12 protein-coding genes are annotated in these 11,370 nt (G+C 64.1%); all 12 read right to left on the bottom strand.

The annotated features are described in order from the left end of the window. Positions 1-8 precede the first annotated feature (8 nt). A complete protein-coding gene (gene panD / locus DFR67_RS10880; protein ID WP_110469517.1) occupies positions 9-416 on the bottom strand; it encodes an aspartate 1-decarboxylase in 408 nt (135 codons plus the stop codon). A 38-nt stretch (positions 417-454) separates the two neighbouring features. Beyond that, entirely contained in the window at positions 455-715 is a 261-nt protein-coding gene (locus DFR67_RS10875) for an MbtH family protein (RefSeq protein WP_110469516.1), read from the bottom strand. After that, on the bottom strand, positions 696-2,039 hold the full coding sequence (locus tag DFR67_RS10870; protein WP_110469515.1) for a lysine N(6)-hydroxylase/L-ornithine N(5)-oxygenase family protein: 1,344 nt from the start codon (positions 2,037-2,039) through the stop codon (positions 696-698). The genes DFR67_RS10875 and DFR67_RS10870 overlap by 20 nt, the downstream gene beginning before the upstream one ends. Positions 2,040-2,174: 135 nt before the next feature. Then, positions 2,175-3,800: a (2,3-dihydroxybenzoyl)adenylate synthase gene (locus DFR67_RS10865; protein ID WP_110469514.1), complete on the bottom strand. Its 1,626-nt coding sequence runs from the start codon at positions 3,798-3,800 to the stop codon at positions 2,175-2,177. Beyond that, positions 3,797-4,675: a sugar phosphate isomerase/epimerase family protein gene (locus tag DFR67_RS10860; RefSeq protein ID WP_110469513.1), complete on the bottom strand. Its 879-nt coding sequence runs from the start codon at positions 4,673-4,675 to the stop codon at positions 3,797-3,799. Before DFR67_RS10860 ends, DFR67_RS10865 begins: the two co-directional genes overlap by 4 nt. Further along, positions 4,672-4,950, bottom strand: a complete 279-nt coding sequence (locus DFR67_RS10855) for a phosphopantetheine-binding protein (RefSeq protein WP_110469512.1) — start codon at positions 4,948-4,950, stop codon at positions 4,672-4,674. Before DFR67_RS10855 ends, DFR67_RS10860 begins: the two co-directional genes overlap by 4 nt. Before the next feature lie 152 nt (positions 4,951-5,102). Continuing rightward, on the bottom strand, positions 5,103-5,414 hold the full coding sequence (locus tag DFR67_RS10850; protein WP_110469511.1) for a substrate-binding domain-containing protein: 312 nt from the start codon (positions 5,412-5,414) through the stop codon (positions 5,103-5,105). Between the two features lie 118 nt (positions 5,415-5,532). After that, the gene (locus DFR67_RS10845; protein ID WP_110469510.1) at positions 5,533-6,156 is read right to left on the bottom strand and encodes an ABC transporter substrate-binding protein; all 624 of its coding nucleotides are present in this window, start codon (positions 6,154-6,156) and stop codon (positions 5,533-5,535) included. Between the two features lie 94 nt (positions 6,157-6,250). After that, positions 6,251-8,053 carry an ABC transporter ATP-binding protein gene (locus tag DFR67_RS10840; protein WP_110469509.1) on the bottom strand — a complete coding sequence of 601 codons (1,803 nt, stop codon included), beginning with the start codon at positions 8,051-8,053 and terminating at the stop codon, positions 6,251-6,253. Beyond that, positions 8,050-9,855: an ABC transporter ATP-binding protein gene (locus tag DFR67_RS10835; protein ID WP_245937872.1), complete on the bottom strand. Its 1,806-nt coding sequence runs from the start codon at positions 9,853-9,855 to the stop codon at positions 8,050-8,052. The genes DFR67_RS10840 and DFR67_RS10835 overlap by 4 nt, the downstream gene beginning before the upstream one ends. A 108-nt stretch (positions 9,856-9,963) precedes the next feature. Further along, positions 9,964-10,431 (bottom strand): MerR family transcriptional regulator, encoded by a 468-nt coding sequence (locus DFR67_RS10830; protein WP_110469508.1) that lies wholly within the window; start codon positions 10,429-10,431, stop codon positions 9,964-9,966. A 44-nt stretch (positions 10,432-10,475) separates the two neighbouring features. Further along, on the bottom strand, positions 10,476-11,321 hold the full coding sequence (locus tag DFR67_RS10825) for an SDR family NAD(P)-dependent oxidoreductase (protein ID WP_110469507.1): 846 nt from the start codon (positions 11,319-11,321) through the stop codon (positions 10,476-10,478). Positions 11,322-11,370: the final 49 nt, after the last annotated feature.

Raw genomic sequence — 11,370 nt, 5'->3', positions numbered from 1 at the left:
GAACGCCGCTAGCGGGACGCGATCTGGTCGGCAGCGCCGGGTACGGGTTGCGCGGGATCGTTGCCGAGGGCGACGATCCGGTTGTCGCCGTCGACGTGGACGACTTTGGGCTCATGGCCGATCACCTCGGCCTGCTCGAGTTGCAGGAACGACATGATGATCACGAGGTCGCCTGGGTTGACCAGATGTGCCGCAGCACCATTGATACAGATGACGCCCGAATCAGGTGCGCCTGTGATCACGTAGGTCTCCAGTCGCGCGCCATTCGTGACGTCGACGACCTGGACCTGTTCGCCCTCCACCAGATCCGCCGCCTTCATCAACGTCTCGTCGATGGTGATCGAACCGACGTAGTGCAGGTCGGCCTGGGTGACGGTGGCGCGGTGGACCTTGCCATTGACCATGGTGCGAAGCATGTTTGTTCCCTCGAGGTTTGAGTTGAGTTGGGGTTGAGTCAGTTGGTTACGCTCTGGCGAGACGCCGAGTCTGCTGCATCGCGCTCCATGGCGTCTCGCAGACTCTTGGGCCGCATGTCGGTCCAGTGTTCCTCGACATAATCAACACATTCTTGCCGCCCGGCACCACCGTCACGACCATGCACCACCCGCCAGCCGTCTGGCACCTGGGCGAACGTCGGCCACAGGGAGTACTGCTCCTCGCCGTTGATCAGGACGTAAAACGTTCCGTCTTCGTTGTCAAAGGGATTGGTAGACAAGGTTCTTTTCTCCTTCAGCGGGGGGCGCCGCAGTGGTGTCGACGCGGGTACCGGACTGCGCCGCCCGTTTGGCGGCCACAAGCGAATCGACGAGCTCTCCGGATCGCACGGCGAGATTCGACAACAACGTCGATGTCAGTCCGTGCGTGTGCTCGGTGGCACCCTGGAGGTATATCCCGCCCGAGATCTGCCCGCTCGTGGTGACGCGGTAGTCGCGATCGACCAGGGGGCGACCCTGATCGTCGACATCGCAAGCGCCCGCGAGCGGCCCCAGCAGATCCTGGATCCCGGCCGGTTCGAATCCGGTTGCGTACACGACGGCATCGCACTCGAGCTCGTCGATGTCTTGTGACGGGCGGTGCAGGACCTGCACGTTCACCCCGGATTCCGACTCGGAGATCGAGCTGATCTCCGAGGCCCCACGAACAAACAGTCGCCTTCGCCCCGAGACCCGTTCGCCGTACTCACGTCGGTAGAGTTCCTCGATCAGCGGCGGGTCGACCGCGGAGTAGTTGGTGCCGCGGTGATAGCTGAGCAGCTGAGCGCGAAGCTCATTCGATGACTGGTGAAAGTCGACCACGGCGTCGGGATCGAAGATCCGGTTCGCGTACGGACTGTCGTCTGCCGGCGTGTAACCGTATTTGCCGAAGACCGCATGAATTTCTGCACCGGGATACGACTCGTGCAGGTACGCGGCGACTTCCGCCGCGCTCTGGCCGGCACCGACCACCACGAGCTTCTGGTGACGGAGCGGAGGCAGCTCACGAAGGTGTTCCAGGAGTCGATGATTGTGGAAGAGTCTGCGACTCAGTTGCACACCCTCAGGAACCTTGGATCGCAATCCTCCGGCCAGCACCACGTTACGTCCGGATACCGGGACCGAGCCTGCCACCCGAACCTCGAACAGCTCCCCCGTCCACCCCACCGAACTGACCTCTGCGCCGTAGGTGACCGGCGACGAGACCTTCCCCGCGGCCCACTCCAGGTAGTCGTGAAACTCCAGGCGAGTGGGAAAGAAGCTCTGCTGGTTGATGAAGTCGATCAATCTGCCACGCTCGGACAAGTACTTCAAGAAGGAAAACTGACTACAGACATCTCGCTGTGTCGCAAGGTCTTTCAGGAAAGATATCTGCATGGTGGTGCCGGGGAGCAGCATGCCCCGGTGCCAGCCGAATCGCTCCTGCTTCTCCACGAAGCTCGCCGTGATCCGCTCGGAGGGATCCGTTCGTTCGTTGTGTTCCTCGATCGCGATCGCCAACGCGAGATTCGATGGACCGAAGCCCACCCCCACCACGTCGACCGGAGTATTGCTGTCGCTCTTCACGAATCGACTCCTCCTGCCAGGCTCTCGACTGAGCCGACTCGAATGACCATTTCAGACCTATCCATTCTGTGAATTGTGACAGTATAAGCTATTTGATCTCATTGATTCGCCACGTCCCCTCGCGAACGATCGATCTCACTTCGCGCGCTGGTTCAGCTTGCTGACCTTGCCCACGGCCGTTCGTTCGAACTCGTCGACGAGTTCGACCACATCAGGCAATTTGTAGGCGGCAAGCCCTTTGTCCCGCAGAAACTTTCGGATGGTTCCGAGGGTCAACAGCGATGTGTCGCCGCCGGCACGTGGCACCACAAAGGCTTTCGTGCGCTCGCCGAGCATCTCATCTGGAACTCCCACCACCGACACGTCATGGACGGCGTCGAACGCCAGCAGAAGGTTCTCGACTTCCTCAGGGGCAATCTTTTCGCCGCCACGGTTGATCTGATCCTTCGACCGGCCGACCACCGTCAGATATCCGCGCTCGTCCTCGAGCACGATGTCGCCGGTCTTGTAGAACCCGTCTGCGGTGAAATTCTGCGCGTTGTGCTCCGGCGCCCGGTAGTACCCACGAATCGTGGACGGCCCTCTGGTCCAGAGATGTCCGGCAGTTCCGGTGGGCACGACAGTACCCTCGTCGTCGACCACCACCACCTCGTCGGCTGACAGAGTGGGCCTTCCCTGCCTGGATGTGATCGTGTCGTCGTCTTCGTCGAGGCCGGTGAAGGTGGTCAGGCCCTCCGCCATCCCGAAGCTCTGCTGCACGGTTGCTCCCAACTCGGCCCGTACCCGGCCCGCTGCCTGCGCACTGAACTTTGCGCCGCCAACGCGCAGTACCTGCAGACTCGTCAGGTCGTAACGCTCTTTCAGCGACGAGTTCAGCCACACGAGTGCCAGCGGCGGCACCACCGAGACGTCCGTGACGCCATGTTGGGCGATGAGCGGGAACGCGACGTCCGGGCTACCGTTCAAGGTCGGCACGATGGTGCCGCCCTGACTGAGCACACCGAGGAAGCCCGGGGATCTCATCGCAAAGCTGTGGCACAGAGGCAATACGACCAACTGGACGGTGTCCCCGGTGATCGCGCCGATTTTGACACTTGCCCGTACCGAGGCCAGATAGTCCTCATGGGTGTGCGGGATCACCTTCGGTTGACCAGTTGTGCCGCCGGATAATTGAAGAAAGGCGACGTCAGACGGAAGTGACCGGCGAGCATGACCGAGGGCGCCATGCGACAACAATTGCTCGACGTCCGCGCTGGTACCGTCCGTCGCAAGTACGACGGTGTGTTCCAGGTTCGGTGACGACTCCTCGAGTTCGCGGGCCAGCGCGGCGAAGTCGTTGCCCGCGTGCGTCTCGATGGTGACGTACGCCCGCGCCTCGGTGAACTCCACGAAATACTCGATCTCGTGCCGACGCAGCGCGGCGAGTGCCAGGACCGGGACAGCACCGATCTCGAACAGCGCAAACAGGATCGGCACATAGTCGGAGACGTTCGGCAGGTGCAGCACGACGCGATCACCGCGATTGATACCCAGATCGGTGAAGCCGGCCGCGAACCGAAGTACGCGCTCCCCCAAATCTCCGTAGGTGATCCGAACTTCGTCGGCAATGATTGCAGTCTTGTCCGGGACGCGTTCGACGACTTCGAACAGCATCTCTGCCAGGGTCTGATCGGTCCAGTGACCCTCACTCCGGTACCTGACGGCGAACTCCTCCGGGTAGGGCACGACACCGTCGAGCAGGAGAGGTTCGAGGGCGGTCATGAGTGGATTCCGATTGTGTCCGGTGAAACAAACTCGGCTGCAGCCTCGTTCGCTGTCGGCCGCAGGCTCCTCAGGGCCGAGACCAGACCCTCGAGGGATTGGGCGCCGACTCGTGCCACCTCGTGAGGCGATCGCTCCCGGTAGCCAGGGTTGAAGATCTCGAGCGACAGGGGTCCGTCGTAACCTGATGCGAACACCGACGCCGTGGACGGCAACAAGTCCATCTCACCTTCCCCCGGGAAGCATCGATGATTTCGGCTCCATTGCTTGAGATCCATGGACAACCACGGCGCATCGGCCAGCTGGAAGAACCCCACAGCCCCGTGCGGCAGCGCGTCCAGCGTGTCGACACCCTCACCGCCGGCGAGCAGATGGAACGTGTCGACTACCAACGACAGATTCGGATGATCCGCCTCTCGCACCACATCCCAGGCGTCGACAACCGAGCTGATGTGGGTCCCCCAGGCGAGCGCCTCGAACATGACCGTCATGCCCTGCTCCGCGGCGGCGTCACTGAGAGCTGCCACCTGCGTGGTGGAAAGATCGCGACTGCCCTCGGCGTCGTCATCGGTGTTGGACACCACCAGAATCGAGTCGGCACCGAGTTGTCGCATCACCTCGAGTTCTGAGTGAAAGCGCTTGAGCACATCGTCGAACTCTTTGTACGACACGCCTTCTGCGCGGCGAAAGGGTTGATAGAGATCGATGGTCAAGCCCAGATCTCCGCATCGCCGGGCGCAGTCGGCCGGCGACATCGAGGATTCTCGCAGGTCCGTGTCGAGTAGCTCGATTCCGTCGAACCCTGCGGCCGCAATGGCGTCGATCTTTTCGTCGAGCCCGCCGCCAAGCGACACGGTCGCCATACACAGTTTCATGACATCGCCTTTCCGACTTCGGTATTCGGCTCGTTCACGAGCACCTCCACCCAGTGGCCGACGACCGGCTCGGACGCCAGGACCGGAAAGTCGACATCAGCAGCTCCGGCGCTGCGCCACTTCTCGACCAGCGACATCAACCGGATGGAATCCAGCCCGGCATCGATGAGATCCGTGTCCTCGGCCAGATCCTCCGGAGGTATCCCGAGCGCTGCGGCGATGTCAGCGACCACCTGCACTTTCGAAAGACCTGTCGATACCTGGTGCTCACTCACGTTTCCGGCTCCTCGTCTGCGTTGCCTGCTGGTCGAAGCGCGTCATCTCCGGACGGTCACCTCGCGTCGTTCATCGCAACGTTCCTCAGGGTAGCCTAGACTAATAGAGGCAGAGGTAGGAACCCGCCCTCTCAAGTTCTGTTGGATAATGCTTAGGCTATTTTTTGAGGCTTACGCAGCAAAAAAAGGCCGACCACCACGTCACGTGCGACGAGATGGCCGGCCTGGTTCTGGGCGATGCCGGCCTCCAGCGGCAACTTCGCCAGTTGCTCCTCGAGACTGTCCAGGCTGGCCTGTCCGGACGAGTAGGTGAACGGATCGGTGTATGCCACCGGCAGCACTCGCCCGGCCTGCACGGCGGGCAAACTCTTGAACAGCTCGGAATCGAGCATCGCCTGCACCTCAGGCGTTGTCGTCCCGTCGGGCTTGGTCGGATAGACGATCACGTCGTAGTCCGAGAGCATGCCGAGCTGCTCGAAGGATCGCTCCTGGCTCTTCCGCCGTAGGAAACGACAGTCCCGCGGCCTCGAGCTTGTGGGGGACATAGGTTCCGGAATTCTGGTCCCAGAAGGTCCCGGGTGATCAGGAAGCGACGGCGACGAACTTTTTCCCGTCGATCTTGCCTGCATACTTCTCGTGGATTTCCTCAGCGCGCGCATAGAACTCACTCTTCTGCGCGTCGGCCTTCTCCGACATGTCTGCGATGTCTGCCGCTTCGGCGAACGTTTCATACCAATCGGTGACCAGCAATGATCCGCCCTCGAGATTCACCACCGGAGCAATCGCCGTGAGCTTTTCCTTGTCGATCGCTTCCCAGTGTTTTTCGAGTACGTTGCCGACGATCAGGTCGGGCTCGAGCGCGAGTATGGCTTCGTAGTCGGGCTGTGCGATGGTGCCGACCTTCGGCAGGCTCTGGTACTTCTCCCAGGCGGCGGTGTCGGTACCGAAATAGTCTTCGGTATAGAAATCTGGCACGCCCACGACTTCGTCGCTCCCCAGGCTCAGCAGGGCTTCGGCCGACCCACGCAGAGCGACGATCCGCTGCGGATCCACCGGTATCTCGACCGGCCCGTCCACAGACTCCACCGAACGCGTTTCGCCGGATGCGGACTTGCCGTCCGAGTTGTCGGAACATCCGGTCGGCGCCACCACCAGGAGCACCGGCAGCGCGGCGACCAGCGCCCACGCTCTGTGTGTCTCGGTCATTGTTGTATCCCCATTTCATTCACGACAAAGTGCCCAAATCTATATAGCTATGTCGCAGGTTTAGAAGACTGGTCTGGCCCGCAGCTGAAGGCTCTCAGTTCGTGTTCGTACCGGCGCGGCCGCGGGACCACGCCTTCCACAGATCTCCGTAACGACCCCCCAGCGAGACGAGCTCGGTGTGCGTGCCCACCTCGACAATGCGCCCGCGCTCCATGAAGACGATCCGGTCGGCCCGCGCGGCCTGGCTGAGCCGGTGCGCGATGATCAACGCCGAACGGCCACGCAACGCGGCCTGAGCAGACTCCTCGAGCACCCCGGCACCGACACTGCCTGCATCGGCGGTCGCCTCGTCGAGGATCGCCACCTTCGGATCGAGCAGCACCAGACGCGCCAGTGCGAGCTGCTGCGACTGCATCGGCGTCAGCTGATGGCCTTCCTGTCCGACAACGGTTTTCACACCGTCAGACAGCCCCCGCACCCAGTTTCCGGCACCGACGACGTCCAGCGCCGACCACAGCGCCTCATCGGTCGCCTCGGGCGCGGCCATCCGCAGATCGTCGCCGAGGGTGCCCGCGAAGACATGCACCTCCTGGGTGACGAGTGCAATCGAGCGCGACAGCTCGGTAGGGTCGATGGTGGTGATGTCGACGCCTTCGAGCAGCGTGCGTCCTTCGCTCGGCCTGTGGATACCCGCGACGATCGACGCCAGAGTGGTCTTGCCCGCCCCCGACGAACCCACCACCGCAACGTGCTCACCGGGCGAGAGGGTCAGCGAGATGTCGTGGAGCACCGTGTGGTCGACCGAGTACCCGTGGGTGATGGCCCGCAGTTCCAGCAACGGCGCCTGCGGCTCAGGCGAACCGGCTGCGGTGGGAACTGCGGTGGTCTTCGACTCCTCGATCACGCCGACGATCCGGCCGAGTGCGACGGCGCCGGACTGCAGGTCGTCGACGACGAAGAGCAGCTGACCGATCGGGTCGAACAGCAGCAAGAAGAACAGCATGGCCGCGGTGACGGCACCGATGGTGAGGGAATCGGCGTCCACGAGGGCGAATCCGACAATCAAAATCGTTGTCATCCCGATGAATTCGCCGAGGTTGACCCTGGCCCCGAGCCTGCTCTGCAGGACGCTGGCCCGCATCTCCCACCGGACCACCTCCCACGAATGTGAGTCGATCCGCCGGTTCAGCGACTCCGAGAGCCGGAAGGCATGCACCGATTCGAGTCCGCGAATCGCGCCGAGCACATGGTGGGCGCGGTCGGCCGTCGACGCCCGTACGGCGGCGTACAGTCCCGGGGCGCGTTGCAGATACATGCGGATGCCGTTGACGTACACCGGCAGGATGACGACCAGCACGATCAGGAAGCGCCAATCGAGCGTGGCGAGTCCCAGGAACGTGACCCCCACGGTGAACGCCGCGGTCAGCAGAGTCGGGACCGCCGATCCGATTGCCTCACTGACCGTGCTGACATCGGCCGTCGCCCGCGACACCAGGTCGCCGCTACCTGCCGTCTCGACCCGAGTGAGTTGCAGTCGAAGCGAGGCGTCGATCATCGCTTCTCGCAGATTTGCCAGGATCGACTCGAAGATACTGGCCGCCAGCATGACCCCGAGGCCTGCGAGCAACGCCGCTCCCACGGCCGAGGCCGCCATGATCGCCGAAAGCCGCCAGATCTGCGACGCCTCACCGCCGTCGTTCGCGATATCGACGATGGTGCCGAGCGAACGTGGCGTGACGAGGCCGAGGCCGGCCCCGGCCGTCATGACCACGGCGAGCAGGACCAGTTGCCAGGTGTGCCTGCGCATCTCCCGTCCCAGATAGCCCATGGTCACCGTGAAGTCGGCGATCGCGAGCTTGTTTCCGGTGGGCTTTGCCTGCGGTGCGCTCGCGCTCATCGGGTGCCACCGTTCGAGTTCGCCTGCGCCACCTGCGCACCGGCCAGGTCGCCCTGATAGGTCACCGCTGCACCGTCGAAGACGATCACCTGATCGGAGACCTCCAGCATTGCCGGTGAATTGGTGAAGATCACCGTGGTCCGGCCCGCTCTGGCCTGCGCCAACCGCTGGGCCACGGTCGCTTCGGTGACCGAATCCACCGCCGTCGTCGGGTCATTGAGGACCAGTACCGCGGAGTCCGCAGCCAGCGCCCTGGCGAGACTGACCCGCTGCCGCTGGCCGCCGGACAGCATGCGGCCGGCCTCACCCACCGGGGTGTCGAGACCGAGCGGCAACACCTCGGCGACGTCGTCGCAGGCGGCCGCGAAGATGGCGGTGGTCACCCGCGAGTCGCGGTCCGGCAGATCTCCGGCGCTCGCTCCGATGTTGTCGAGCACGGTTCCTTCGAAGAGGTCGGGTGCGTGCGGCACGGTGCGCACCAGCTGCTGCGAGATGTCGCTGTCGAGGTCGAACAGATCGACACCACCCACTCTCACGTTCCCCACGTCGGGAATCGCCTTGCGGGCGAGCACCGACGTCAGCGCATCGGTGGTCTCGGGTTCACAGATGACGGTGATGAGCCCGGTGGCCGGGAGCTCGAGATCGAGATCGCGAACCGGTCCGAGCGTGAACTTCTCGAAGACCAGTGGACCCTGCGCATCTCGGACGGCACCCGTCTGCGCCGAGGGCTCGGCCTGCAACACCGACAACACCCGCTTGGCGCACGGCACCGCGGTGTTCCACACGGCCCCGAAGTTGGTGCCCAGATTGTTCAGGGGGCCCATGATGAACTGCGTCAGGCCGACCACGGTGATCAGGGCGCCCAGACTCATCGACCCGTTCAGCGCCATCAGGCCGGCGGCGATACCGACCGCGACGACGAAGAGCGCCGAGACCATCTGCATGACGCCGATGTACGCGCCCTGGGATCGTCCGGCCCGAATCGCTCCGTCCCGGGCCCGGCGACTCGCGACCCGGTAGCGCCGGGCTGCTTCCCCTTCTGCGCCGAGGCCCTTCACGATGCGGAAGCCCGCGACCAGGTCAGCGGCCGTCCCCGCCGCCTCACCTGCGGCTTCTTGCTCGTGCTCGGTGCGCGCGCGCAGGGGGCCACCGCTGAGATCGAGAATCCACAACAGGGTCGGCGCTCCGAGCAGGATCGCCAGTCCCAGCGGCCACGAGATGAACAGCAGCACACCACCTGCCACCAACACCGCCGCCATCTCACCGACCGGGAACACGGCCAGGAACACCGCATACGAGAGGCGATTGACGTCCGAGGTCGCGATGTTCAGCGACACCCCCGGCAGTCGCGCCGGCCCGGCCATGCCCATCGGGTCGAGAATGCGGTCGGTCACGCGCATCCGGAAGTGGTGCTCCACCATCGTCTGGCCATACACCGCCAACCGCTCACCGAAACGCCAGGTGTGAGACAGCAGCACGAAGTTCGCCGCCAGCGCGATCACCCAGATCACCATAGATCCGACGTCGCCGGTCGAGACCGCGCGATCGATGGCGATGCCCATGATCACCGGGACCAGAGCTTCGCCGACAAAGTGCCCGATCATGAGCACCATCGCGGGCACGGTGTACCTGCCGGCTCCGAAGACGGTCCGCACCGCGAGCTGGCGCGGCGTGGTCGCGGCATCGACCCTGATCTGCTTGCCGCGCACAGGGTCGGCCGGCGGGACGAACCAGACCGGCCATCGGGTGCCGGATCTGTATGAGTCGGATTCCGCCTGACGCAGCATCGCGTCGGTGTCCACTACATGCCCCCAGCCGTTTGTTTGCACTTCCCCATCACCCTAGAACGCTAAGGGTGACCTAACTTACAGGGGATCGCACAATCGACGGTTTCGTTGCCGCGGCCGAGGTCAAGGGGCGGTCTCACCGCCGTAGGTGGCGATCTTGTACTCGGTCGCCACGAGTGAGAACTGCAACTCCCGGATCTGCCGACGGATGGTGTCGCGATGCTCCATCAAGATGTCGAGACGTTCGGGAACGGTGTGATCGCCGCGATCGACCAGATCGACGTAGTGCTGCAGATCGCGCATCGGCATCCCTGACAGCCGCAAACGCGTCAGGAACACCAGACGTCGTACGGCGGCGGCGTCATATCTCCGGTGCCCGTTCGAATCTCGCTCCACCGTGATCAGTTCGGCGCGTTCGTAGTATCGCAGCGTGTGCGCAGAGATGCCGAGCATGTCGGCGACCTCGGCGATCGGGAGGGGCTCGGTGACGCCGCCTGCGTCGATGAGGTCGTGCACCACCTCGATGGTGTTCGGATCATCGACATCGCCGAGGGCGGCGAGTGCCCGGCTCATCAGGTCGTCGGTTGCCATGTGTCGACGCTAACCCCGCCGGGCCGTCGTACCGGTATGAGCAGTCATACCGGACGGGCAGATTCCGGCAGCCCGGGGAAGTCGGCACTCGCCGACAGCGCGGCGTACGTCTCGAGTTCGGCCAGAGAGCTGCGATACCCGTCGCCGATCCGCCGAACTGCTTCCCGTCCCAGGGCGATCCGCAGCGGGGCGCTGTCCGCGTCGACCAACGTGCGGATGATCTCGGCGGCGCGGTCGGGATCGCCCTCCTGCCTGCCGTCCACCGCGAGCATGTCGGCCCGGATGGCGCCCAACATGTCGCCGTAGGTCCGCGATGTGGGCGCGAGCTTGAGGACGTCTACGGCGTTGAATCCGGTACGAAAACGGCTCGGCTCCACGATGAGCACTCGGATGCCGAAGGGCTCCACCTCCCCCGCCAGCGCCTGCGACCAGCCCTCGAGCGCGAACTTGCCCGCCGAGTACGACCCGGCGCCGGGAAAGGAAACCCGCCCGCCCTGGCTGCTGATCTGGACTATGACGCCGGCCGCCCTCTCGCGCATCCCCGGTAGCACCGCGCGGGTCAATGCGGCGGGTCCGAGCAGATGCTGATCGATCATGTCCCGCAGCGACGCGTCGTCGACCTCTTCGGCGGCGCCGATCTGGCCGACGCCGGCGTTGTTGACCAGCACGTCGACGCGGCCCGCACGTTCGACGAGTCCCGCTGCGGCAGCGGTGTCGCGGACGTCGAAAACGATCGGCAGCAGCGAATCCGGGTACCGCGCGACGAGGTCGTCCAGACGCTCGGGTCTGCGCATCGCAGCGACGACGGTGTCGCCTGCGGCGAGTGAGGCCTCGGTGAGTGCACGTCCGAATCCGGAGGATGCTCCGGTGATGAGCCAGTTCTTTGTCATGGCACCGAAGCTATGGCTTCGAGCGCGCTCTAACGCAAGTCCGGTGCGG

Source organism: Williamsia limnetica (genome assembly GCF_003217475.1).
Lineage (GTDB): Bacteria > Actinomycetota > Actinomycetes > Mycobacteriales > Mycobacteriaceae > Williamsia > Williamsia limnetica.
Note: the sequence above shows the minus strand (reverse complement) of the source record. Positions and strands in the feature narration are given on the sequence as shown.